The organism is Comamonas testosteroni ATCC 11996 (assembly GCF_000241525.1).
Lineage (GTDB): Bacteria > Pseudomonadota > Gammaproteobacteria > Burkholderiales > Burkholderiaceae_C > Comamonas > Comamonas testosteroni.
In genome coordinates, this window is record NZ_AHIL01000033.1 from 70,152 (window position 1) to 93,828 (window position 23,677).

The following is a 23,677-nucleotide window of genomic DNA, read 5'->3' on the forward strand; positions in this document are numbered from 1 at the left end:
AGGGGCAGTTGCCAATTAGTTCAATCGCCCAGGCAAGTCTGATTCAGAAAATCTGCACGCAAGGCCCGCCTGCCCAGTGCCACCTGCCTGCGCCGCCCAAGGGCCGGGCGTTAGTCGCAAGCTCAGGGCTGGCGGCGGCGCGCGCTTCGGCGCGCTTTGGTCTGGGCATCCTTCCTGGCCTGGCGCTCCGCATCCTTTTGCTGGCCCTCGGCAAGCCAGGCCTCGAATTCGGCCGGAGTCTCCAGCGTGATGCGGCCTATGCTCACATCACGGAAGTCGGTCAGCACCAGCTCGGCCGCCTTTTGCAGGTTCACGCGGCCTCCGCTCATCACGGCACCACGCTTTTTGCCGATCATTGTCAGCAACTCGTCATCGTGCAGCGCCGCAATTTCTTCAGCCGAAATGCCCAGCTTGTAGCGCGCCTCCAGCATCGGGGCATAGTGTTTTTGCAGATACAAAAGCAGCTCCAGCGCCACCAGGTCTTCGTCGTAGGCATTGCGTCCCACGGCGCCGCTGGCCGCCAGGTTGTAGCCGCTTTTCTCCACGATGATGCGCGGCCACAGCATGCCGGGCGTGTCCCAGAGATAGAAGTCATCGGCCAGCACGATGCGCTGCTCCAGCTTGGTCACTCCGGCCTCATTGCCGGTCTTGGCCTGGGTCTTGCCGCTCATGGAGTTGATCAGCGTGGACTTGCCCACATTGGGCACGCCGCAGATCAGCACGCGCATGGGCTTGGCCAGACCGCCACGCGAGGGTGCCAGCAGCTTGCACTGCTCAATCAGGCGCTTGGTGGGAGCAGGTTCCGAGGCGTCCAGCGCAATGGCGCGCGTCTCGCTCTGGGCGTTGTACCAGTCCATCCAGGCCTTGGTCTGGACCGGATCGGCCATGTCCTGCTTGTTGAGTATCTTCAGGCGCGGCTTGTGGCCCGTCATCTCCTGCAGCAAGGGGTTGGCGCTGGAGCCGGGCAAGCGCGCATCCAGAACCTCGATGACCACATCGATTTCCTTGACGCGCTCCGTGATGGCCTGACGCGTCAGATGCATGTGACCGGGAAACCATTGGATGGCCATAAGCGGAGATCTTTCTTTTTTGCTGGGTGCGAGCACGCAATGGGCACAAACACCCTTTTATGTCAGTGAATTCAGGCGCGCAAGGATAATCTCCCTCTGCTTTTCTGACCTGCCAGCTCGCTTATGCCCTTGCCCTCCGCCCCCCAAAAGTCCAAAGCCCGCAACGAAATTCTGATCAAGGGCCTGACGATTGCACTGATCGGCATCATCATCTTGCTGGCTCCTGTGTTCAAGCCTGAAAGCGGCATTGCCCAGTTGTTTGCCCAGTCCCATATCGTGGGCTGGTTTGCTCTGGTGCTGGGTCTGGCCTTCATCGCCCAGTTTCTCTGGGTTCGCTTCAAGAAATGAGCGATGCGGCCCTGCTGCAGCCGCTGACCCAGGCTCGCAGCCAGATTGCGCTGTGGCAGCAGCGCGCCGCAGCCGCGGCGGTGACGCTGCGTCAGCCTCCGCCCGAGCCCACAAGTTGCTGCGGGCGCGGCTGCAACGGCTGCGTCTGGGAAGGTTATTACGGTGCGCTGGCTTTCTGGCTGGAGGATGCGGCCCAAGGCCTGGCCGAGACCTGACTGAGACCCGAGACCAGAAACCCGCTACTCGGTATTCATGCCATTTCGGCTTCCAGCGCAGCCAGGCGAGGCACATGGACTTCTTCCATGACATCTACCTCGACATCGGCGATCTCGTTACCCTGCGCTTGATAGTTGATACGGAAGCGCCCCGCCCCGGCCTCCAGCCTTTGCGCCTGATGGAATAGCTCGCGCGCTGCCGCGCTGGACTCAGCCACCAGACCAGCGTTTTGGCTGGTCATGTGGTCAAGCGCCTGCACCGCCTCGCTGATCTGGGCGATACCCTGGTTCTGCGCCTGGGCAGCCTCGGTGATCGACGCGATCAGACCGCTGACCGTGCGCACATCGCGCACGATATGCTCCATGCGCTGGCCGGCCTGCAGCGCCAATGTCTGTCCCGACTTCATCTGCTTTGTGGAATGCTCCATGAGCTGGCGGATCTGCTTGGCCGCTTCGGCACTGCGCTGGGCCAGCTCGCGCACCTCGGCCGCCACCACGGCAAAGCCACGGCCCTGAGTGCCTGCCCGCGCCGCTTCCACGGCTGCATTCAGCGCCAGGATATTGGTCTGGAAGGCAATGCCGTCAATCACCCCCACGATGGCCGCCACCTGCTGGCTGCTTTGCGCCATGTGCTCCATATTGCGAACCACCTCCTGCACCACGCTGCCGCCGCTGGCCGCAGCCTCGGCGGCGCTGCGCGCGCTCTGGTCGGCATGGCGCGCACTGTCGGTCGAATGGGTGACCAGGGTGACCATGTTTTCTATGCTGCTGACCGTGGCCTTGAGCTGCTCTGCTGCATGGGCTGTGCGATCGGAGAGGTCGCTGTTGTCCTGCGCCATCTGGCTGGATGCGGCGGCCACGGCCTCCACGCCGCCCTGCACCTCGCCCACCAGGCCACGCAGCTGGCGCGTCATCAGCGCCAGCGACTGCATGAGCCGACCCAGCTCGTCGCTGCGCCCAGTCGACGGCGGTGCATAGCTGAGATCGCCCGCCGCAATGGTCTGCGCCAGCTGCACTGCCTCGCTCAGGGGCGTGGTGATGGAGCGAATCGTCGCCAGCGACAGCAATGCTCCCAACAGCCCCATGAACAGGCCCACGCCCATGGCCATGCGCTTGGCGATGGCGGTTTGCTCACGACCATGCTGCTCGGCGTCCAGGCGCTGCTGCTGCTGGGCCTCGATAAAGGCATCCTGCGCCTGGACATAGCGCCTGGAAGCGGGGATCAGTTGTTCGTCCACCAGCTTCTGCGCCTCCCAGGCCTTGCCCAGATCACGCGCCTGATAGGCCTGCTCGTAGATATCGAGCACTGCCTTGCGTTCCTGCTCCACCCTGGCCAGGCCGCTGCGATCGACTTCGCTTTGCGCATCGGCCTGCACCTGTTGCTGCAGACCACCTGCCTGCTGCATCAGCCCACGCGCTTTCTGAGAAAGCTGAGCAATCAGATGCTCTTCCGAAGAGAGCACGCTGGCCAGAGCCGCCTCCACGCTCTGCAGCGTCAGTGCCTGCCAGCGCAGCGCAAGATTGATGCGCTTGTCCGTGGCCTGAACAGCAGCGCTGACCCGCTGCTCCACATTCTGCAAATAGCTGAACAAGCCGCCCGCCACCAGCACATTGCACAGCAACAGCCCCAGGAACAAGGCCCACATCTTGCGAGCCACCGAAAGGTTCTGGAATTTCTTCAACAACATGAGCACACCGCCGATCAAGCGCGGAGCGCAGTGCCCCGCTCGTCGTTACGATATGAAACACAGATGACGAGGCTGTGACATCGCAGCCTGCTCATAAAAGAAAAAGCGCTTGCAGCCCAGAAGCCACAAGCGCTTTCAGCTATCGAATTCGGAGAATCAGCGCAGACTGGCCGGGTCCATATAGCGCTGGCGCCATTCTTCGAACGTCATGGTGTCGGCAGCCTCGATGGCTTGCTGCGCGGTCACCGACTCCTGGCTCATCTGCTCGTAGCGCGCCTGCTGCTCGGCCGTCCAGGGCATGGCCAGCAAGGCATCGCGCGCCTTAGCGGACTGCATGGTCATGAAGTCGATGAAACGGTTGTCATAGGCGCCGGTGAGCTCCTTGAGCACATGGGCCGAGGGCGTGGACTGCGCATCCTGCACTCGGGCCAGGGCCTGATCCAGCGCAGCGCTGTAGTCGCTTGTGCCGTGAGCAGCGTCCAGAGCCTGGGCATAGGGACGGCATTGCTCGAGCACATCCTGCGCCCAGTCGGTCAGCAGCACCTGCTGGCCGTTGCGCACCAGCGTCAGGCCCGGCTCGCGGCCCTGTTCTGCGGCCAGATGCTGGTTGTGCTTGAGGTCGGCAATTTCCTGGGGCGTGTCATCAGGGCTGTCGCTGTGCAGGCAGTGCAGCAGGAAGACGTCGATCATGCGCATGGTGGCCGGGGCAATGCCCACGGTTTCATAGGGATCGATATCCATGAGCCGCACTTCCACATATTCCACGCCGCGCTCGCGCAGCGCGTGAAGGGGGCGCTCGCCGCTCTTGACGGTGCGCTTGGGGCGGATGGTGCCGTAGAACTCGTTCTCGATCTGCAGCAGGCCCGTGCCCAGCTGGTTGTAGTCGCCACCGGGGTTTCTCACGCCCAGTTGCTCGTAGGCCGGGTAAGGACGGGTCAGCGCCTCATGCAGCGAGTCCGCATAGCCCTCGAGTCCGTTGTAGCTGACATTGATGCTGGACTGCGCATCGCTCTGATAGCCCAGGCGCCCCATGCGCAGCGATGTGGCATAGGGCAGGTACAGCGCATGCCTGCCGTCGCCCAGCGGTTGCAGGCGATGCTCGCGCCCTTCCACAAAGCAGGGACACAGCGCGGGAGAGGCGCCATACAGATACAGCAGCACAAAGGCGTTGCGGCGGAAGTTACGGATCAGCGCAAAGTACTGGTCGCTGCTCACTCCGGGCAGCGACCAGTTGTAATGAATCCCCGAGATGGTCTGCATGCGGCGGCCATAGCGGTGGCCCAGACCCATGCGGTACACACTCTTGGAACGGCCCGAGTGCGAACTGCCATAGCGGCCCAGCGGAATCGTCTCATCCGTAGGCAGGCGGCAGGGCATGCTGGAGTTCCACATCAGCTCGCCGCTTTCGCTGAGGTTGCGCAGCACGAACTGATGGACTTCAGTCAGCTCGTCCAGGCACTCCTCGACACCCAGGCGTGCGCCGGTGATGAGTTCCAGCTGGGACTCGCTGTAATCGGTGGTGATGTGCGGGTGCGTGAGAGCCGAACCCAGTTCCGCCGGGTGCGGAGTCAGGGCCAGCGAGCCTGTAGCCAATGCCCGCAGTCCCTCTTTCTCGATGCCGCGACGAATGCCCAGCAGCCTCTCGGCGGTGGGCATATTCACGGCGGCCTGCGATGTCTTCATTGTTCTTACCTTCTTAGTGAAGACGCTGACGACAAACTTCGTCTGCCCAATCGCGCCCAGACGGCGAATGATAGAGAAACAAGACGCAACGCGATGGCGGCTGGCCGCTTAACCACGTTTTTCGGCCTGTTGAGCAGCTAAGAGCCAGGGCATCTTCCAGAAATTTGTCAGGTTAACAGCAACCCAAACATGAGCACATGCTCACTCCAAAACAGAAAAAGCCCTCGCGAGAGGGCTTTTTTCAGCTGTGCTAATCGCAACCGCCAGCCGCTCTTGCCGCTCGTACAGGGCAAAAAATGCGGCGACTTTGGCCTTGATCAATGTCCATGCGCCTTCATGGCCTTGCCCACTTCCACCTGTCCCTGGACGGCGCCGCTGGCCGGCACCTGCTGGCCCTCGCTGGCAGTGACCTCGGCCAGGCGCGCGGCCAACTCCTCAGGGACGGCCTCGCCCATGCCCAGATAAATGCCTTCGGTCATGGTAATGTGCGCCGCCTCGAAACCGCCGGCACCGGCGCAGACAATGGTGCGCGTAGGCGCGCTCTCGTGCGCCAGCACCAGCATGGCAGGCACCACGGCCTCCGGCTTCAGGGCTTCCAGCACCGGCTCGGGCAGCAATCCCGCCGTCATGCGCGTGGCCGCCGTGGGGGCCAGCGCGTTGACCCGGATATTGTGTTTGGCCCCTTCGATGGCCAGCGTCTGCATCAGGCCCACCTGGGCCAGCTTTGCCGCGCCATAGTTGGCCTGGCCGAAATTGCCATAGAGGCCTGTCGACGAAGTCGTCATCACGATGCGGCCATAGTTCTGCTCCTGCATATAGGGCCAGACCGCCTTGCAGCAATTGGCCGCGCCCATCAGGTGCACGTCGACGACCAGGCGAAAGTCCGCCATGTCCATCTTGGCAAAGCTCTTGTCGCGCAGAATGCCGGCGTTGTTGACCAGAATGTCCACGCGCCCCCAGGCGGTGATGGCCTGCTTGACCATGGCCTGCACGGCTTCGAAGTCGGTCACGGAGGCCGCGTTGGCAATCGCCTCGCCGCCCGCCGCACGGATTTCATCCACTACCTGTTGCGCCGCCGTGGCCGAGCCGCCCGAGCCGTCCACCGCGCCGCCCAGATCGTTGACCACCACCTTGGCGCCGCGCCTGGCCAGGGCCAGCGCATGCAGACGCCCCAGACCACCGCCCGCTCCCGTCACGATGGCCACACGACCTTGAAAATCCATTGCCATGATGTCCTGCTCCTTGCTTGTGCATTGATGCAGCCACTTTAAGCGCCCATGCTGCAGCGCAGCGTAGCGTTTGCGACTGCCTGCGGGTAAGTCAGGAGAATGCTATTAATATGGAAGCAATTACCTCAATCTATTACTTACTTTCAATATTAAAAGCATTCAAGTTTCAATGCATACATTCTCTAAACGCTATTTTTTAAATAGCAAGTCAACCATCCACAGGCGATGTTCTGGGTCATTAAAGTCGTAAACACAGACCGAGCATCCATGCACCTTCCAGAGCATCACTTGCGCAGCCCTGTCGAACTAAAGTCGTAAACACCATCCAGAGTCAATCAAAGCAATCACCTACAAAAAGCCACATTCGCGAATCTTTTTCAAGTTGATGCCTTTCAGGTGGTTCGCTGTCAAGAATTTGATGGTGCCAACCTCCCGATTCGCTGTCCGCAGTGTCAGCCGGTTGATTCTCTCTCGGCCAGAGACTGCGCCAAGCGCGAGCGGTGTTTCGCAGATGGACGGTCCACTCAGGATGGAGTGAACGGAGGTGTGCTCAGCCAAACTGCTTGCCGGTCTCGTGCAAGCTATCGCCAGCTTTTCAGCGATACCACACGAGTATTTTCTGAACTTCAGTGTCGTGAATCCACCGCCCTTGCTTCGTGCCTCAGTCGTTGCATTGCATTGATCAGTTGAACCCACACTCAACACCTTGAAGATGAAAGTACCTGTTCTATTGGGCAAGAACGTGCGCAATCAGCAGGGCCCTGAAAACCATGGAGAAAACTCTGGCCTGAATCACATCTGATGGTTTAGTGCGCATCCAAATTGATAGCAAACATTGCAGAACCAATGACCATCATTGTCATCTTCGTTATAGCGCGATCTTTTAAGACTCGTCCAACTCACCAATGCGTCACTGAACTTCTTTGCGGCAGGAGACAGTGAACGCGCGGCATGAAGCACCAGCACAACTTCTCGCTCCAGTCGAGGTTGGGAAATAGGCTTAAGCACCAATCCCATCGACTCCGAAAGGCGGCGTGTAGAGCCCGTCAGAACGCCCACACCCAGTCCCCCTGCAACCATACCGACAATGGTCAACGGCAGTGCAACTTCATGCACGTATTTCAGCGAAACGCCTTCACTCGCCAGGGAAAACTCCAGCGCCGTTCTCACTGGATTTCCCTTGCGAGATCCTATCAAGGGGTGTTTTTGCAACTCCTTCCAGGTCACGCTTCTTTTTTTCGCCAAAGCATGGTCATGCGGCATCACGGCAAAAAAAGGTTCTGACCACAGTGTTTTCATAGACAGATCTCCATGGTCACCAAAGGCCGTACCCACGCCAAAATCCACAGCACCGCCTTTGACCATCTGGATGACATCGTCCTGGGTAACATCGAGCAGCTCAATCTTGATGCCCGGATGCATCTCGCTGAAGAACTTGACCATTCGGGGAAGCACCAGAGCCGCCTGCATGGAAGAAGCCGCAATCGAAACCCGCCCCCTCTCCAGCGTCTTGAGCTGCGCTGAGCCGTCGAGCATGGCCGCCAGATCTGCCAGTGTTTTGCGCGCCAGCGGCAGTATCTGCATGCCGCCCTCGGTCAGACGCAGCATGCGCGTGTGACGATCAAAGAGCTTGAGGCCGAGCAACCCCTCCAGTTCCTTGAGTTGCGTGCTGATGCTGGACTGCGGCAAGCCCAGCGATTCACCGGCCCTGGTGAGACTCCCCTCCTCAGAAACCGCGACAAACACTTCCAGCTGACGTAGGGTAATCGACATATATTTATCGCCAAATCATATGAATCAGCAATGAATATATAAGCCCTCGATAGTTTTACAAAGCTTCACCTTCTGCCAGCATTAACTCATCCCCGTGACGAAAGGGCTTCGTCGGGTCGGTTTTCCTAAGCAGGAGGCCAGGATGCTGCGCTCTACCCTAACGTTCTCAAGGGGAGCTTCAGATCTTGCAGCCAGCGGCACTCGCCGCAGCAGATCGAGCCAGGTATTTATCGAGCCACTCGCAAAGCATCCCCACTTGCACGCGTTCGGCTTGCAGCTCGGACGCTTGAATCTGGGCTCTGAGTTGCGCAGCATCGCTCACCCGCTCCATCATGGGCTTCAGCGCATGGCGAACCTGACGCAGTGGCTGCACCACCTGCGCACGCCAATCGCGCACGCAATCATCAGCCTCTTGCCTGACCCGGGCATCGAGCCGGAATCCACGAGCCTGCGCACATTCGCAGAAAAGCTCCAGGACCACATCCACCCCGCGCTCGTTCTGCTGCTGCAGCAGCTCAGCCGCACGACCGGGAACCGCATAGCGCTCACCGATTTCCTTCCAGGCCTGTTCCGGGGTCATGGCTTTCATATGTCTGGGAGAGTTTCATGAAGATGCAGCAGGTCAACCGTCAGCGTCTGATCGTGGCCATCTCCGGAGCATCCGGATTCATCTATGGCTACAGGCTACTACAGCTTTTGCAGGGTACGGACATTGATGTGCACCTGATCCTGAGCCGCGCCGCGCTAATCACCATGGGCGCGGAAACCGATCTCAAGCTGTCTCAGGTCACTGCATTGGCGGCACAGGTTCACAAGAACGAGGACATCGGCGCCTGCGTTGCCAGCGGCTCCTGCAAATCACTGGGCATGGTGATTGCACCTTGCTCGATGAAGACGCTGGCCGAGATTGCCAACGGCATTGGCTCCACGCTGATTTCTCGCGCTGCCGACGTGATGCTCAAGGAGCGCCGCCGCCTGGTGCTGATGGCAAGAGAGACGCCGCTGACACTCACCCACCTCAAAAACATGCTGGCCGTGACGGAAATGGGCGCCATCGTCACCCCGCCGGTGCCCGCTTTCTACACCCGCCCAGCCAATCTCGACGAGATGGTGGACCACTCGCTGGGCCGTGTCCTGGATCTTTTCGACATCGAAGTGAACACCGTCAAGCGCTGGCAAGGGCTTTCAGCCATCCGCCGCAGCGAAGTCTCATGAAACAGGAGTCACAAGCATGAAGTTCTTTGAGTATGCAGAACCCACCAGCCTGCAGGAGACCGCAGAACTGCTGCAAAGCTGCGCAGGCACTGCCAGCCTGATGGCCGGAGGTACGGATTTGCTGGTGATGATGAAAGAGCATGTGCGAGCACCGTCGCATGTGGTCAACATCAAGAAGATTCCGGGCCTGGATGACTTCAGTTTCACTTGGGAAGGCGGTCTGTGCCTGGGCGCACTGGTGACCACCCGACAGATCGAGACCTCGGACATCGCACTCAAGCATTACGCCAGTCTGGCCAAGGCCTGCACAGACTTCGCCTCCATCCAGGTCCGCAACCGCGCCACGCTGGTGGGCAATGTCTGCCGTGCCTCGCCTTCGGCAGACAGCCTGCCGCCGCTGATTGCCGACGGTGCCGTGCTGCACATCTACGGCACGCAAGGGCAGCGCCAATGCCGGGTAGAAGATTTTCTGCAAGGCAGGGGGCGCACCACTTTGGCGACCGACGAAATCGTCACCCATATCCAACTTCCCGCCCCTGCTCCGCGCACCGGCAAGGTCTACATCAAGCATGGCCGGCGCAGCCAGATGGAGTTGGCCACCGTCGGCGTGGCGGTCAGCGTGACGCTCAACGCCGCAGGAAAAGTGGATTCCATATCCATTGTTCTTGCCGCAGTGGGGCCCACGCCTTTGCGGGCTGCGGCCGCAGAGGCTCTGCTCAAGGGGCGCATACCTGATGAACAGGATATCGCAGCAGCAAGTCTGGCGGCAGCTACTGCAGCGACGCCCATCAGCGATGTGCGCGCCAGCGCTGGCTACCGCCGGGACATGGTGCGCGTGCTGACTGCTCGCTCACTGACACAAGCCATCAAGGAGGCACAACAATGAACAAGCTCAATGTTTCCTGCACGGTCAATGGAGACCTGCTGGACTTCGATGTCGCACCCAACCGCAGTCTGCTGGACGCGCTGCGCACCGAGATGGGCCTCACAGGCACCAAAAAAGGCTGCGATGTGGGCGAATGTGGCTCCTGCACCATCTTGTTCAATGGCCGCCCTGCCAACGCCTGCCTGATTCTGGCTGCAGAAGCCCAGGGAGCCGAAATCACCACCGTTGAAGGTCTGCAAGGTGCAGACGGCAAGCTTCATCCCTTGCAGGAATGCTTTATGCAATGCGGCGCGGCGCAATGCGGCTTCTGCACACCCGGCATTCTGGTCGCAGCCAAAGCCTTGCTGGACGAGAACCCCTGCCCCAGCACCGAAGACATCCGCTTTGCCATCGCCGGCAACATCTGTCGCTGCACGGGATACACCAAAATTCTGGACGCCATTGCTGCAGCCGCCCCCGTCGCACAGGAGGCCAGCGCATCATGAGCCAAAAATCCATCATCGGAACCAGCGTCAAGCGCAACGACTTGCTGGCCAAGGTCACAGGCGACGCCAAATATGTGGCTGACATGCATCTGCCCGGCCTGCTGTATGCCAGGACCAAGCGCAGCAATGTCGCCCATGCCCGCATCGTGAAGATCGACACCAGCCGGGCTCTGGCCCTGCCGGGAGTGAAAGCCGTTCTGACCCATGAGAACGTACCCCGCGTACTGCACGCAGGCTCACCACACCCACGCTCTGCATCGGTCACCTGCGATCAGTACATTCTGGACAGCAAGGTCAGGTACTGGGGCGAAAGTGTTGCTGTGGTCGCGGCAACAAGCGAAGAAATTGCAGAGCAGGCTCTTGATCTCATTGATATCGAATATGAGCTACTTCCGGCTTTTTTCACCACCGAAGAAGCTCTGGCCGCACCGGCCTCCCAACTCATTCACGACCGAGAGCCTGGTGGCAACCTGGTGCTGCCACCGGTTCGGGTACAGCGCGGGGATATCGTCAAAGGCTTTGAGGAAGCCGACTTTGTCCTCGAAGGCGAGTATGAAGGCGGCCGCCCTACTCCCGCCTATATGGAGCCCAACGCCTGCATGTGCCAGTGGGATGGCAACGGCAATCTCACGGTCTGGATCTCCACGCAGACGGCTTTCATGGTGCGCGGCATCATGGCCGAAGTGCTGGGCCTGCCGCTGCACAAGGTGCGCGTGCTGGTTGACCATATGGGCGGTGGTTTCGGCGCCAAGCAGGACTTGTTCCAGAGCGAGTTTCTCTGCGCACTGCTAGCCAAACAGACGCGCCGTCCTGTGCGCATGGAGTTCTCGCGGGAAGAAACCTTCCTCGGAGGCCGCACCCGACACCCCTTCAAGATCTGGCTCAAACAGGGTTTTCGCAAGGACGGCAGCATCACCGCGCGCCAGGCCCGCGTGGTCTTCAACTCAGGTGCCTACGGCTCACATGGCCCGGGCGTGACCAACGTGGGCACAGCATCCCTGACATCGCTGTACCGCTGCGAGAACGTGGACCTGGAAGGGTTGTGCGTCTATACCAATAGCCCCATCGCTGGCGCGTTTCGCGGCTATGGCGTCGTTCAGACCTATTTTGCGCTGGACCTGCAGCTTGATGAAGCGGCGCAGGTCTTGGGCATGAACCCGGCAGAGCTCAAGCTGATGAATGCCGTCAGCCAGGGCGATCTGGCCCCTTCGGGCCACCCCATCGTAGGCCACGGCTTGCCCGACTGCATACGCCGCGGCATGGAAGAGGTGCACTGGCCGCGTGGCTCAAGTCCGAAAGAGGGCCCGGTACGCCGAGGCTGGGGCATGGGCTGCGAAATGCATGGCAGCAGCGCCTACCCCGGCATCAAGGAGCAAGGCAATGCCATCGTCAAGATGAATGAAGACGGCACGGTAGTACTGCTGACGGGCACCGCCGGTCTGGGCACAGGCGCTCATACGGCGCTGGCACAAATCGTGGCCCAGGAGCTGGGACTGTGCTTTGAAGCCGTCAGCGTCATGCATGGAGACACCGACGTCGTTCCCTGGGACATTGGCGCATTTGCCAGCCACACAACCTATATGGGTGGGCGAGCAGCCCAGATGGCGGCAGCGAAGGTCAAAGAGCAACTGCTGGAGCGCGCTGCAGGCTATCTTGACACTGCTGCCTCCAACCTCCAGGTGTCACAAGGCGTGATATGTGGCCCCGATGGCAAAAGCATGAGCGTGCGTGATGCCGTCGCAGCGCGCAAAGGCATTCCGGCTGCGCAACTGGTGGGCACAGCCACCTACCACCCGACCAAGGCCTATTCCTTCGCGGCCCACTTTGCCGAGGTCAGCGTAGACACCGAAACCGGCCAGATCACGGTACTGCAGGTTGTACCCGTGCATGAAATTGGCAAGGTTATCCATCCGATTGCGGCTGCCGGCCAGATCGAAGGCGGCATACAGCAGGGCATAGGTCACACGCTTTACGAGGACTACCAGATCGACATGAGTACCGGGCGCTCACTGAATGCCAACTTTGTCGACTACAAGATGCCGCTGTCCATGGACATGCCTCAGATACGCACCGTGCTGCTGGAGACCGCGCCCGATCCAGGCGGGCCGTATGGCGCCAAAGGCGTGGGCGAGGACCCCATCATCGCCATCGGTCCGGCCATCGTGAACGCCGTGTATGACGCCATCGGCGTGCGCTTTCGTCACTACCCCATCCGTCCCGAGCAAGTGCTGCAAGCGCTCAAAGCCCGGACTGCGCAAAGCCACCGTGTCACAGAAGGAGCTTACACATGACCTCGACCTCTCAACGCCCCATTCCCGTCACCATACTCACTGGCTTTCTGGGGGCAGGCAAGACGACGCTGCTCAATCACATCCTCACGGAAAAGCATGGTCACCGCATCGCTGTGATCGAAAACGAGTTCGGCGAAATAGATGTGGACTCCGATCTGGTGATGGCCTCCGAAGAGGAAATCTTCCAGGTCGCCAATGGATGCATCTGCTGCGTGGTCGATGTGCGCAACGATCTGGTGCAGATTCTGCAGAAGCTGCTCGAGCGCAAGGACCAGTTTGACCACATCCTGGTGGAGACCAGCGGACTGGCGGACCCCTCGCCCGTGGCCGCCACCTTCTTCATGGACAACGACGTGGCCAAGAAAGTGATGCTGGACGGCATCGTAACTCTGGTAGATGCCGTACACGTCCAGCCTCACCTGGACGATCCAGCCTTGGCCGAGTATGACAACCAGGCCGTCACGCAAATTGTGGTTGCAGACCGAATCCTGCTGAACAAGTCCGATCTGGTCGGAGAGTCCGAGCTCAAGGAGCTGGAGCGCCGCATCCGCACACTCAACAGCATTGCGCCTGTGATGCGCACTGTGCAGGCCCAAGTGGACCTATCCCAGATTCTGGGATTGCAGACATATGAGTCCGATGCCCTGTCCATGACAGACCCCGACTTTCTGCACAAGCCAGCCATTGGCGGCCCTATCGGCGCCCATCTCTGCGACGAGCATTGCACGCACCAGGAACACGATCATCTGCCGGCCATTAGCCAGTCCGCTGACCATGCTCACACGCACGACCCGTCCGTGAACTCTGTGTCGTTCACCTTTGACCGGCCCTTCGATATCGATGCCCTGATGCCCACGCTGAATGCACTGCTGAGCGAACACGGCGACGACATCTACCGCGTCAAAGGAATTTTGCATGTGCAAGGCGATGACCGCCGCCATGTGCTGCAAGGGGTTCACCGCCTGCTCGAACTCAAGCCCGCCCTGCCCTGGTGGGATGAAGCACCCGGCAGCAAGCTGGTCTTCATTGGTCGCCATCTCAATGCCTCGCAGCTGCGAAGCGCACTCACTCGCCACCTGGTTTCCATCGAGGCTCAGGAAGCCGCCTGAAGCGCTTCAACCGTCATCACAGAAGGAGAGACACATGATCATCGACATCAGCTGCTACCCCACCGACCAGGTTGACCTGGCTTGGTGGCACGACGGCAAACCCTATACCGTGGACCGGCTGCTCAAAACCATGGATGGCCCCTACTACGTCAATGGCAAACCCCGCCGTATCGACAAGGCCTTCATTCAGCCGCCCCAGGGCAACACCATCTACACATGGAGCGACGGTGAGAAGTCGGGCCGCGAGTCCATCGACGATTACATGGCTTACACACTCAAATGCGTGCAGGAGCATCCCGACCGCTTCATTGGCTGCTTTGTCTACAACCCTCGCTGCGGCGTCAAGAACGGCGTCGAAGCCATAGAGCGCTATGTCAAGGAGCATGGCTTCAAGATGGTTCAGATGCAGGCCAATATGCATGCCTACCGGCCCGACCGCGCGTTGGACTGGGTGCGCCCGGCTTTCGAAAAATGCGCCGAGCTGGGTGTGCCGGTAAAGCTGCATACGGGCGACGGCCCCTACAGCATCCCCTCCGAATGGATTCCCATGATTCAGGAGTTCCCCAATGTGAACTTCATCATGGCCCACTTCGGCGTGCAGACCGGCGGTGTCTATTGCTTTGAGCCTTTTCAAGCCGCCATGGATCTGCCCAATGTCTATTGCGAATCCGGCTGGTGCCTGCAGTCGCGCATTGTGGAGTTTGCCAAGGTACTGCCCAAGCACAAGATCATTTTTGGCACCGACACCCCACCCAACGAGCCCGGCATGTGGCTGCGCCTGCTGGAAGTGCTGTGTACCAACCCCCCACAGGGCATGAACCTCGACGAGGAAACGTTAGAGGACTACCTGGGCAACAACATCGCCCGAATGATCGGCATCGAACCCACGCCAGCCCCTCGCACCTTTGAAGAGGCTGAGCAGATGCTGGGCCACAAGGCCGAGCGCCAGCCCGTGATCGAACTGTACTGATTCAAGCCCGGAGACACAAAATGATTATCGACACTCACCTGCACCCCACCAATCTGGTGGACGAGGCGTGGCGCCACACAGGTACGCCCTTCAATGGCGAGCGCATGCTCAAGCTCATGGATGGTCCCTACATGATCAACGGCAAGCCGCGCCGCATCGACATGGGCTTCATCCAGCCCCCACCCGGTAATACCGGCTACCGTGATGGCAACCGCCGCGGCCGTGACGGCATCCGTGACTATATGTCTTACATTGCCGAGCTCACTCAGAAGTACCCTGACCGTTTCATCGGCAACTTCACCTACAACCCCCGCTGGGGTCCCGAAAACGGTGCTGCCGAAATCGAGTACCACCATCTGGCCTATGGCTTCAAGATGATCAAGCTGCACGCCAATATGCATGGCTACCGGCCTGATCGCGCGCTGGAATGGCTGCGCCCGGCGATGAAGGTCTGCGCCAAGTACAACATCGTTGTGCTGATCCACACCGGTGACGGCCCGTTCACCATTCCCACGATGTTCTACCCGATCATTCGCGAGTTCCCCATGGTGAACTTCGTGATCGCGCACTTTGGCATTCAGACCGGTGGCAACTATTCGTTCGAGACCTTCTGGATGGCCATGGACACTCCCAATGTCTATGTCGAATCCGGCTGGTGCTTCCAGGCGCGCATTGCCGAGTTTGCCAAGGAACTGCCGCGCAACAAGCTGGTGTTCGGCACGGACAGCCCTCCCAACGAGCCCGGCATGTGGCTTCGCGAGCTGGAAATGCTGTGCCGCCCCGCACCGCACGGAATCGACCTCGACGAGGACACGCTGGAAGACTACCTGGGCAACAACATTGCACGTCTGGTGGGCATTGAAACCACACCTCCGCCAAAAAGCCAGGAAGACGCAAAGGCCCGTCTGAAAGACACCTACGCAGGCGTCGAAAGAAAAGAAGCCATGACCTTCGCCGCAGCCAAGTAGTGCGGCTCTCGCCCATCGCCTACGGGCGGTGGGCACCCCATACAGAGAAAGTGCCAGCAATCACTGGCTCCCCGTTTCGCTTTGCCGAGGAGGCACTCGATGAATGCCAGAACAACAATGATGGACACCGGTCAGGATTTGCACGACTTCTATGCAGCCTATGCCGACAGCTGGCCGGAGGATGTTCTGTCCATCGACCACCCCGCCGGTCGTGACCAGGATGTCACTGCCATCGTCTGGTCCCTCGCCGCTCAAGGTCTTCACCCCTTGCTACGCTTCAACCAGATTGACGACCTGCAGCGCCCATTAATTACCAATCTGTTTGCCTCACGTGAACGCGTGGGCCGCATGCTGGGCGGAGTGGGCGCAGCAGGCCTACACGCCGAATACCAAGCTCGCAGCAGAAACCTGCTGCAGCCGCAGTTGATTCAGGACGGCAAAGTCCTGCAGCAAATCAAGAGCAGCCAGATCAATCTGCATACCGACATCCCAACCATCAAGCATTTCGCCAGTGATCGCGGCCCCTACATCACCAACTCCATTCTGATTTCCGAGTTCGATGGCATAAGTAATGTGAGCTATCACCGCTCCATGGTTCACTCAGACACGGAGATCGCCACCAGCCTGCACTCGCGCGGTCACCTGTGGCGCATGTTGCGGGCCGCCGAAACCCAAGGCAAACCCCTGCCAGTGGCCATGGTCATCGGTGCACATCCGCTGTTCATGCTGGCCGCGGCTGCACGCCTGCCTTATGGCATCGATGAGCGCCACGTGGCGGGAGGGCTGATCGGTGCTCCGCTGCAAGTCGTCAAAACTCCAAAGTACGGCATTTCCGTGCCTGCCCATGCGGAGTTCGTTCTTGAAGGCGTGATTGACCCCAGCATGCGCGCCGAAGAAGGGCCTTTCGGCGAGTTCACCGGCTACTCCTCGGACCGATCCACCAACAACGTCTTCAAGGTCGAGGCCCTGATGCAGCGCAGCGATGCCTGGCTGCTCGATGTGGTGGGAGGCAATTCGGCCGAGCACCTGAATCTGGGCCGTATCCCCAGAGAGTCCGAGATGGTGGAAAAGCTCAAGGAGCGCTTTCCCGGCGTCACTGCGGTGCACTACCCCAATTCCGGAACGCACTTCCACGCCTATATCGCGCTCAAGCAATCACGCCCCGGAGAAGCACGCCAGGTCATGCTGGGCCTGCTGGGCTGGGACCCATATCTGAAGACAGTGTTTGCCGTTGACGAGGATGTGGACATCACCCGCGATGAAGAAGTGCTCTGGGCCATGGCAACGCATTTCCAGCCGCACCAAGATCTGTTCATGGTGGACGGACTACCCGGCAGCCCGCTGGACCCGTCCTCTTCCGCCGATGGAACCACCTCACGCCTTGGCATCGATGCCACGCGGGGACCCAGGTTCGACGGCTTGCGGGCACGCATCAGCCCCGAAGCCATGCAGCGTGTTCAACCCTTGATTCTCTCCAGCCTGCGCAACGAAACATGAGACAGCCATAAACCGTCTGGGACACACAGAGCTGAAAAAGCCAGGTGTTTCCAGACCGCTCGAAACCTGTTCAGGAGACAAACCATGACGACGAGCACCACGAACCATAGTCCGCCCGCAGTACATCCGGTCGATGAAAAACTGCCTTTGCCCCAACTAGCAGCACTGGGACTGCAGCATGTGCTGGTCATGTATGCGGGGGCGATTGCCGTTCCCCTCATCATTGGAAGCGCCCTCAAGCTCACCAAGGAAGACACAGCATTCCTGATCGCAGCAGACCTGTTCTGCTGCGGGCTGGTGACTATCATCCAGAGCATGGGCATTGGCAAGGTGGGCATACGCCTGCCCATGATGATGGGAGTGACCTTCACCGCAGTCGCTCCTATTATTGCAGCAGGCAGCACACCAGGGCTGGGTCTTAGAGCGGTTTTTGGCGGAGTCATCATAGCGGGCATATTCACGCTACTAGTTGCTCCTTATGTCAGCCGTCTACTGCGCTGGTTTCCACCCGTGGTCACCGGCTCCGTCGTTCTGATCATTGGCATTTCGCTGATGCGCGTGGGAATCAACTGGGCAGCGGGTGGAAACCCCACCATCCCCGGCCCCAACGGCCCCATCAACAACCCAGCCTATGGCATTCCTTCGCACATAGCCATCTCCGGCATTGTGCTGATGACGATTCTCTTCATCATCGCCTGGTGCAAGGGTTTTCTGTCAAACATTGCCGTCCTGATCGGCATCGCCGTTGGCTTTTTGATCACGCTGGCATCAGGCCAGGTCAACTTCGTGGGCATGCAATCCACACAGTGGGTACGCATCATCACGCCATTTCACTTTGGCATTCCCACCGTTGACGTGATGACCACGGTCACGCTGTGCGTGGTGATGGTTGTCATCATGATCGAGGGCGTGGGTCAATTCCTGGCCCTTTCAGAAGTGGTGGAGCGTCCGTTGGAGAAAGACGATATCGCCCGCGGCCTCCGCGCCGATGGTGTTGGAGCCATCGTGGGTGGCATCTTCAACACGTTCACATACACCTCCTATGCGCAAAACATCGGACTGGTGCAGGTCACCGGGGTACGCAGCCGCTGGGTCTGCGTAACAGCCGGGGTAATGCTGATCGTGATCAGCAGCTTTCCCAAACTGTCTTTCATCGCCGCATCCATTCCCCAGTATGTTCTGGGCGGCGCAGCCATGGTGATGTTCGGCATGGTGGCAGCCACGGGCGTGCGCATTCTCAGCCATGTGGATTTTGTCGAAAACCGCAAGAACGCCTACATCGTGGCCATCAGCCTGGCCATGGGCATGATTCCTCTGGTCGCGGACCGCTTCTTCATGCGCCTGCCAGACCTGCTGGCCAAATTCTGCCAGAACGGTATTTTGCTGGGCACCTTCACCGCCGTGCTGCTGAACGTTCTGTTTAACGCCAGCGCCAGCCAGGAGCAATCCCTTCACGCTCTAGAAAAGGCGGCCTGATATGCCAAGCCTCATTCCTTCTCAAGGCAAACCCCAGCTGGAGCTGCGAGGCATTCGCAAGGTCTATTCCTCCGTGGTTGCCAATGATGGCATCGACCTGGTCGTGGCACCCGGTGAAATTCAAGCCATCCTTGGCGAAAACGGCGCGGGGAAATCCACGCTGATGAAAATCATCTACGGAGTGACGGCTCCAACCGACGGAGAGATCTACTGGCAGAGCGAGCGCGTGCAGATGGGCAGCCCCGGCCTGGCTCGCGCACTGGGCATTGGCATGGTGTTTCAGCATTTTCAGCTGTTCGAGACACTGACCGTTGTGCAGAACGTGGCCCTCGCCTTGCCGGGTCGCCCCGACCTGGCTGACCTGTGTCAGCGCATTCATGCGGTCGGCCAGCGCTATGGCTTGCCCATAGACCCGCTGCGGCTGGTGCACACCCTCTCCGTCGGCGAGCGCCAGCGCGTGGAAATCATCCGCTGCCTGCTTCAAAATCCAAAGCTGCTCATCATGGATGAGCCGACCTCGGTACTCACGCCGCAGGCCGTGCGCAAGCTATTTGAAACCCTGCGCCAGCTGGCCGATGAAGGCTGCAGCATTCTCTACATCAGCCACAAGCTGGATGAAGTTCAAGAGCTTTGCCACAGTGCTACTGTTTTGCGAAGCGGCCGCGTGACGAGCCATTGCATTCCGGCCCAGGAGACACCAGCCTCCATGGCCCGCATGATGATTGGCAAGGAGCTGGTGCCCTGCCAGCGCCCCAAGCCCATGGCAAATACGACAGACACTGCCAGGTTACAGGTCCATTCTCTGTCCCGCGCTGCCAGCCATCCTTTTGGCACTGCGTTACAGGACATCAGCTTTACCCTCAAGCCCGGCGAAATCCTGGGAATTGCCGGAGTGTCAGGCAACGGCCAGCAGGAGCTGATGTTTGCCCTATCAGGAGAAGACCCGCTTCCGCCGCGCGATGCCGCCATGATTCATCTCAATGGCCAGCCAGTCGCGCACCTGAACAGCGCCAGCCGCCGCACACAAGGCTTGGGCTTTATTCCGGAGGAACGTCTGGGTCGTGGAGCGGTTCCAGCCATGAGCCTGGCCGAAAACACCTTGCTGACTGCCTATGACCAAGGCCTGCTGCAGCGTGGTCTGATTCGCAGAGATGCGGTGACCCAGCTTGCGCAGAACTGTATCGCGGGCTTTCACGTCAAATGCTCAGGACCGCAAGCGCCTGCCAACTCGCTCTCGGGCGGCAATCTGCAAAAGTTCATCGTGGGAAGGGAGCTGATGCAGAAGCCTCAAGTACTCATCGCGGCCCAGCCCACCTGGGGCGTGGATGTGGGAGCAGCAGCTTTCATTCGCCAGTCGCTGATTGAGCTGAGAAACAGCGGCGCCAGCCTGCTGGTGGTCTCCGAAGAGCTGGATGAGCTATTCGAAATCTGCGACCGCATCGCCGTGATTGCTGATGGCCGCCTATCTCCCGTGGTTGCCATTGACGAGACCGATGTCGAGACCATAGGCCTGTGGATGAGCGGAATGTGGCCTCATGAGAGTGCCTCCCTTCCCCATGCTGTACCGCCCACTCTTCATACAGAAAGAGAGGTCTACCGTGTGGCTCAAGCTTGAAAAACGTCCCGAAGCCTCGCGCTCCATGCGCTGGCTTTCGCCACTGCTGGCCGTGCTGCTTACCGTGCTCAGCGGAGCACTGCTTTTTGCTGCGCTGGGTCAAAAACCGCTGCAAGGCATTCATGCCTTCTTCATTCAGCCCATCAGTGACCTGTATGGCCTGAGCGAGCTGCTGCTCAAGGCCACACCGCTCATGCTGATCAGCATGGGGCTGGCCATCGGCTTTCGTGCTGGAGTCTGGAATATCGGCGCAGAAGGTCAGTTCATTCTTGGCGCCGTGTTTGCCACCGGCATTGCGCTGATGGTGGGCGACCGAAGCGCTTTCTGGGCCATGCCCGCGATAGTGCTGGCCGGTGCCTGTGGCGGCGCGCTGTGGGCAGCCATCCCAGCCTGGTTGCGCACACGCTTTGGCACCAATGAGATCCTGGTGTCGCTGATGCTGGTCTATGTAGCCCAGTTGCTGGCATCTTGGCTGATCTATGGCCCATGGAAGGACCCTGACGGCTACAACTTTCCCCAAACCCGCAGCTTTGGCGACAGTGCGCTGTTGCCTGTGCTGATCGAAGGTACACGCCTGCATGCTGGCTTCATTCTGGCGTTGTTTGTACTGCTGGCAGGCTATGTGTTTCTGCAATTGAGCATGCAGGGCTTTCGCATGCACGTCGGTGGTCAGGCACCTGATGCCGCACGCTATGCCGGTTTTTCGGGAAAGCAGGCCATCTGGGTCGGGCTACTGGCTGGCGGGGCGCTGGCCGGCGTGGCCGGGATGACCGAGGCTTCAGGTCCCATGGGCCAGTTGACGGCGCAAATCTCCGCCGGCTATGGCTTTGCCGCCATCATCGTGGCCTTTGTCGGACGCCTGCACCCCGTGGGTATTCTGGCCAGCAGCCTGATCATGGCCTTGTTCTTTCTGGGCGGCGAGCAAGCCCAGCAACAACTGAACCTGCCGTCCTCCATCTCCAAGGTTTTCCAGGGAATGCTGCTGTTTTTCCTGCTGGCCTCGGATCTGTTCATTGCTTACCGTCTGCGCTGGCAAGGCGGTCTCCAAAGGACCTGACCATGGATACCTCGCTGATTTCCTCCATCCTGGCGGCCACCTTGGTCGCAGGCACACCACTGATCATCGTCGCACTGGGCGAGCTGATCGTCGAACGCTCTGGTGTGCTCAACCTTGGCGCAGAAGGCATGATGTCCGTGGGCGCGGTTGCTGCTTTTGCAGCTGCCTTTACAGGAGCTGGCCCCTGGACCGCGGCCGCAGTGGGCATGCTCGCAGGTGCAGCGCTGGCGCTAATCTTCGGCTATCTGTGCCTGACCATGCAGGCCAACCAGGTCGCCAGCGGGCTGGCCCTGGCCATCTTCGGAGTGGGTCTGTCGGCCTTTTTGGGCAAGTCCTATGAATCCGCGCCACTGACGGCCGTGCCCGTCCCCACCATTCCCATACTTGGGGACATACCGTTTCTGGGCACCGCATTGTTTCACCAGCACTGGCTAGTCTACGGTTCGTGGGTACTGGTAGCCGCAACCGCCTGGTTTCTGGATCGCAGCCGTGGAGGTCTGGTGCTGCGCGCCGTCGGAGAATCACCCACCGCGGCCCACGCCATTGGCTACCCGGTGATCGCCATCCGCTACATGGCAGTGCTCTATGGCGGAGCCATGGCCGGTCTGGGCGGAGCGTTTCTGTCCGTGTTCTACACGCCACTGTGGGCGGACGGCATGGTCGCAGGCCGGGGCTGGATTGCGCTGGCACTGGTGGTTTTTGCCACCTGGCGCCCCCTGCGCATTCTGGTCGGCGCCTATCTGTTCGGCGGCGTGCTGGTCTCCCAGCTGTTTGTCCAAGGCTCAGGCCTGGCGCTGGAGCTCCCTTCGCAATGGCTGTCCGCACTGCCCTATATCGCCACCATCGTCGTGTTGGTGCTGATATCGCGCAACAAGACCACGATCAAGCTGAACTCTCCCGCCTCGCTGGGACAGAGCTACAAGCCGGAAAGTTGAAGTTTCAAAGCATCGCGTTCCCTACGACTAAAACCAAGGAGGCATGACCATGAACAGCAACAACGTGCGCTACACGCACCGATCGACCGCATTTCCCTGTCTTGCGGCATGCAGCGCAGCGTCGCTCTTTATGCTGGGCCTGAGCAGCGCCTCTGCCGCCGAGCCACTCAAAGTCTGTTTTCTCTATTCCAACCCGATTGGAGAAAGCGGCTGGACCTATCAGCATGAGCTGGCGCGCAAGGAACTGGTCGCTGCCCTCGGCGCCAAAATCAGCACCAAATACGTAGAAAACATAGCAGAAGGCCCAGACGCAGAGCGCGTTGTACGCAATTTTGTGAAAGACGGCTGCAAACTAATCTTCACGCCCTCCTTTGGCTTCATGGAGCCCACGCTCAAGGTGGCGCGCACCGCTCCCAAAATCATCTTCATGAACGGCACCGGCTACAAGACAGCAACCAATGTCGGCACCTACAACGCCCGCTGGTATGAGGGCCGTTATCTGGAAGGTGTGATCGCCGGTCATATGACCAAGAACAATGTGGTCGGCTATGTGGGCGCCTTCCCTATCCCCGAGGTGCTGCAAGGCGTGAACGCTTTCGCACTAGGCATGAAAAGCGCTAATCCCAAAGCTCAGTTGCGCCTGATCTGGGTAAATTCCTGGTATGACCCGGGCAAGGAGCGCGATGCCGCCAATGCCCTCATCAAGCTGGGCTCAGACACCCTTGCCTATGCCACCTCGGGCGTTTCCATCGTCACCACAGGCGAAGAGAAAAAGGTCTACACCCTGGGCTACTACTCGAACATGTCCAAGTTCGGCCCCACGACCAACCTCACCTCTATTACCCAAAACTGGGGCAACTTCTACATCAAGGTCGTCAACGAAGTACTGGCGGATAAATGGAAGCCCGAAAGCGTCATGGGCAGCCTCAGTGACGGCATCATCAAGCTGGCACCGCTGAACTCAGCCATTCCTGCCGAGGTGCGCAACCAAGTTGAAACCCTCACCAAGGAAATTGCTTCAGGTCAGCGCCAGATTTTCACCGGCCCTTTGGTCGATCAGCAAGGCACGACACGCGTTCCAGCGGGCCAGCATATCTCGCCCGATGATCTGGCCAACATGAACTATCTGGTCCAAGGCGTGGACGGCCTGATGCCCAAGAACTGAGA

The 23,677-nt window shown here is 59.8% G+C and carries 21 protein-coding genes; 15 read left to right on the forward strand and 6 right to left on the reverse strand.

Features of this window, described 5'->3' with window-relative positions:
* Positions 1–122 precede the first annotated feature (122 nt).
* Complete coding sequence (gene ylqF, locus CTATCC11996_RS14985) at positions 123–1,070, reverse strand: ribosome biogenesis GTPase YlqF (RefSeq protein WP_003077630.1); 948 nt, start codon at positions 1,068–1,070, stop codon at positions 123–125.
* A gap of 123 nt (positions 1,071–1,193) precedes the next feature.
* Here ylqF and CTATCC11996_RS14990 point away from each other — a divergent pair, with 123 nt between their 5' ends.
* On the forward strand, positions 1,194–1,418 hold the full coding sequence (locus CTATCC11996_RS14990; RefSeq protein ID WP_003063898.1) for a hypothetical protein: 225 nt from the start codon (positions 1,194–1,196) through the stop codon (positions 1,416–1,418).
* The gene (locus tag CTATCC11996_RS14995; protein ID WP_003077632.1) at positions 1,415–1,633 is read left to right on the forward strand and encodes an oxidoreductase-like domain-containing protein; all 219 of its coding nucleotides are present in this window, start codon (positions 1,415–1,417) and stop codon (positions 1,631–1,633) included. Before CTATCC11996_RS14990 ends, CTATCC11996_RS14995 begins: the two co-directional genes overlap by 4 nt.
* 35 nt (positions 1,634–1,668) lie before the next feature.
* Here CTATCC11996_RS14995 and CTATCC11996_RS15000 read toward each other — a convergent pair whose 3' ends face one another.
* The 5 genes from CTATCC11996_RS15000 to CTATCC11996_RS15020 form a co-directional block, all read right to left on the reverse strand.
* Positions 1,669–3,321: a methyl-accepting chemotaxis protein gene (locus tag CTATCC11996_RS15000; protein WP_034349254.1), complete on the reverse strand. Its 1,653-nt coding sequence runs from the start codon at positions 3,319–3,321 to the stop codon at positions 1,669–1,671.
* 156 nt (positions 3,322–3,477) lie between these two features.
* Positions 3,478–5,004, reverse strand: a complete 1,527-nt coding sequence (gene gshA, locus CTATCC11996_RS15005; protein WP_003077636.1) for a glutamate--cysteine ligase — start codon at positions 5,002–5,004, stop codon at positions 3,478–3,480.
* A gap of 317 nt (positions 5,005–5,321) precedes the next feature.
* A complete protein-coding gene (locus CTATCC11996_RS15010; protein ID WP_034349259.1) occupies positions 5,322–6,233 on the reverse strand; it encodes an SDR family NAD(P)-dependent oxidoreductase in 912 nt (303 codons plus the stop codon).
* 792 nt (positions 6,234–7,025) lie between these two features.
* A complete protein-coding gene (locus tag CTATCC11996_RS15015) occupies positions 7,026–8,006 on the reverse strand; it encodes a LysR family transcriptional regulator (protein ID WP_003077640.1) in 981 nt (326 codons plus the stop codon).
* A gap of 178 nt (positions 8,007–8,184) precedes the next feature.
* Entirely contained in the window at positions 8,185–8,586 is a 402-nt protein-coding gene (locus CTATCC11996_RS15020) for a TIGR02444 family protein (protein ID WP_157999247.1), read from the reverse strand.
* A gap of 26 nt (positions 8,587–8,612) precedes the next feature.
* Between CTATCC11996_RS15020 and CTATCC11996_RS15025 the strand changes: the two genes are divergently transcribed.
* From CTATCC11996_RS15025 to CTATCC11996_RS15085, 13 genes are all read left to right on the forward strand, one after another.
* Positions 8,613–9,221 carry a UbiX family flavin prenyltransferase gene (locus CTATCC11996_RS15025; RefSeq protein ID WP_003077644.1) on the forward strand — a complete coding sequence of 203 codons (609 nt, stop codon included), beginning with the start codon at positions 8,613–8,615 and terminating at the stop codon, positions 9,219–9,221.
* A gap of 16 nt (positions 9,222–9,237) precedes the next feature.
* Positions 9,238–10,107, forward strand: coding sequence for an FAD binding domain-containing protein (locus tag CTATCC11996_RS15030; protein ID WP_003077646.1), 870 nt, complete (start codon positions 9,238–9,240; stop codon positions 10,105–10,107).
* A complete protein-coding gene (locus tag CTATCC11996_RS15035; protein WP_003077648.1) occupies positions 10,104–10,592 on the forward strand; it encodes a (2Fe-2S)-binding protein in 489 nt (162 codons plus the stop codon). The genes CTATCC11996_RS15030 and CTATCC11996_RS15035 overlap by 4 nt, the downstream gene beginning before the upstream one ends.
* On the forward strand, positions 10,589–12,883 hold the full coding sequence (locus tag CTATCC11996_RS15040) for a xanthine dehydrogenase family protein molybdopterin-binding subunit (protein WP_003077650.1): 2,295 nt from the start codon (positions 10,589–10,591) through the stop codon (positions 12,881–12,883). Before CTATCC11996_RS15035 ends, CTATCC11996_RS15040 begins: the two co-directional genes overlap by 4 nt.
* Complete coding sequence (locus CTATCC11996_RS15045) at positions 12,880–13,992, forward strand: CobW family GTP-binding protein (protein WP_003077652.1); 1,113 nt, start codon at positions 12,880–12,882, stop codon at positions 13,990–13,992. The genes CTATCC11996_RS15040 and CTATCC11996_RS15045 overlap by 4 nt, the downstream gene beginning before the upstream one ends.
* Before the next feature lie 34 nt (positions 13,993–14,026).
* On the forward strand, positions 14,027–14,962 hold the full coding sequence (locus CTATCC11996_RS15050; RefSeq protein ID WP_003077653.1) for an amidohydrolase family protein: 936 nt from the start codon (positions 14,027–14,029) through the stop codon (positions 14,960–14,962).
* Between the two features lie 20 nt (positions 14,963–14,982).
* Positions 14,983–15,930 carry an amidohydrolase family protein gene (locus CTATCC11996_RS15055; RefSeq protein ID WP_003077654.1) on the forward strand — a complete coding sequence of 316 codons (948 nt, stop codon included), beginning with the start codon at positions 14,983–14,985 and terminating at the stop codon, positions 15,928–15,930.
* Positions 15,931–16,029: 99 nt separating this feature from the next.
* Positions 16,030–17,427: a UbiD family decarboxylase gene (locus CTATCC11996_RS15060; protein WP_034349260.1), complete on the forward strand. Its 1,398-nt coding sequence runs from the start codon at positions 16,030–16,032 to the stop codon at positions 17,425–17,427.
* An 84-nt stretch (positions 17,428–17,511) separates the two neighbouring features.
* A complete protein-coding gene (locus CTATCC11996_RS15065) occupies positions 17,512–18,903 on the forward strand; it encodes a nucleobase:cation symporter-2 family protein (RefSeq protein WP_034349261.1) in 1,392 nt (463 codons plus the stop codon).
* Between the two features lies 1 nt (position 18,904).
* Complete coding sequence (locus CTATCC11996_RS15070) at positions 18,905–20,518, forward strand: ABC transporter ATP-binding protein (RefSeq protein ID WP_003077660.1); 1,614 nt, start codon at positions 18,905–18,907, stop codon at positions 20,516–20,518.
* Positions 20,519–20,543: 25 nt separating this feature from the next.
* Positions 20,544–21,575 carry an ABC transporter permease gene (locus tag CTATCC11996_RS15075; protein ID WP_080569882.1) on the forward strand — a complete coding sequence of 344 codons (1,032 nt, stop codon included), beginning with the start codon at positions 20,544–20,546 and terminating at the stop codon, positions 21,573–21,575.
* Between the two features lie 2 nt (positions 21,576–21,577).
* Positions 21,578–22,510, forward strand: coding sequence for an ABC transporter permease (locus tag CTATCC11996_RS15080; RefSeq protein ID WP_003077664.1), 933 nt, complete (start codon positions 21,578–21,580; stop codon positions 22,508–22,510).
* Positions 22,511–22,559: 49 nt separating this feature from the next.
* Complete coding sequence (locus CTATCC11996_RS15085) at positions 22,560–23,675, forward strand: BMP family ABC transporter substrate-binding protein (protein WP_003077666.1); 1,116 nt, start codon at positions 22,560–22,562, stop codon at positions 23,673–23,675.
* Positions 23,676–23,677: the final 2 nt, after the last annotated feature.

Bases quoted from the DNA above. Each gene is read 5' to 3' on its own strand.
- CTATCC11996_RS14995 (WP_003077632.1), top strand. From the start codon at position 1,415: ATGAGCGATGCGGCCCTGCTGCAGCCGCTGACCCAGGCTCGCAGCCAG.
- CTATCC11996_RS15015 (WP_003077640.1), bottom strand. From the start codon at position 8,006: ATGTCGATTACCCTACGTCAGCTGGAAGTGTTTGTCGCGGTTTCTGAG.
- CTATCC11996_RS15055 (WP_003077654.1), top strand. From the start codon at position 14,983: ATGATTATCGACACTCACCTGCACCCCACCAATCTGGTGGACGAGGCG.
- CTATCC11996_RS15060 (WP_034349260.1), top strand. From the start codon at position 16,030: ATGAATGCCAGAACAACAATGATGGACACCGGTCAGGATTTGCACGAC.
- CTATCC11996_RS14990 (WP_003063898.1), top strand. From the start codon at position 1,194: ATGCCCTTGCCCTCCGCCCCCCAAAAGTCCAAAGCCCGCAACGAAATT.
- CTATCC11996_RS15075 (WP_080569882.1), top strand. From the start codon at position 20,544: ATGCGCTGGCTTTCGCCACTGCTGGCCGTGCTGCTTACCGTGCTCAGC.
- CTATCC11996_RS15010 (WP_034349259.1), bottom strand. From the start codon at position 6,233: ATGGCAATGGATTTTCAAGGTCGTGTGGCCATCGTGACGGGAGCGGGC.
- CTATCC11996_RS15065 (WP_034349261.1), top strand. From the start codon at position 17,512: ATGACGACGAGCACCACGAACCATAGTCCGCCCGCAGTACATCCGGTC.
- CTATCC11996_RS15030 (WP_003077646.1), top strand. From the start codon at position 9,238: ATGAAGTTCTTTGAGTATGCAGAACCCACCAGCCTGCAGGAGACCGCA.
- CTATCC11996_RS15035 (WP_003077648.1), top strand. From the start codon at position 10,104: ATGAACAAGCTCAATGTTTCCTGCACGGTCAATGGAGACCTGCTGGAC.
- CTATCC11996_RS15050 (WP_003077653.1), top strand. From the start codon at position 14,027: ATGATCATCGACATCAGCTGCTACCCCACCGACCAGGTTGACCTGGCT.
- CTATCC11996_RS15045 (WP_003077652.1), top strand. From the start codon at position 12,880: ATGACCTCGACCTCTCAACGCCCCATTCCCGTCACCATACTCACTGGC.
- CTATCC11996_RS15000 (WP_034349254.1), bottom strand. From the start codon at position 3,321: ATGTTGTTGAAGAAATTCCAGAACCTTTCGGTGGCTCGCAAGATGTGG.
- gshA (WP_003077636.1), bottom strand. From the start codon at position 5,004: ATGAAGACATCGCAGGCCGCCGTGAATATGCCCACCGCCGAGAGGCTG.
- CTATCC11996_RS15080 (WP_003077664.1), top strand. From the start codon at position 21,578: ATGGATACCTCGCTGATTTCCTCCATCCTGGCGGCCACCTTGGTCGCA.
- ylqF (WP_003077630.1), bottom strand. From the start codon at position 1,070: ATGGCCATCCAATGGTTTCCCGGTCACATGCATCTGACGCGTCAGGCC.
- CTATCC11996_RS15020 (WP_157999247.1), bottom strand. From the start codon at position 8,586: ATGACCCCGGAACAGGCCTGGAAGGAAATCGGTGAGCGCTATGCGGTT.
- CTATCC11996_RS15085 (WP_003077666.1), top strand. From the start codon at position 22,560: ATGAACAGCAACAACGTGCGCTACACGCACCGATCGACCGCATTTCCC.
- CTATCC11996_RS15040 (WP_003077650.1), top strand. From the start codon at position 10,589: ATGAGCCAAAAATCCATCATCGGAACCAGCGTCAAGCGCAACGACTTG.
- CTATCC11996_RS15070 (WP_003077660.1), top strand. From the start codon at position 18,905: ATGCCAAGCCTCATTCCTTCTCAAGGCAAACCCCAGCTGGAGCTGCGA.
- CTATCC11996_RS15025 (WP_003077644.1), top strand. From the start codon at position 8,613: ATGAAGATGCAGCAGGTCAACCGTCAGCGTCTGATCGTGGCCATCTCC.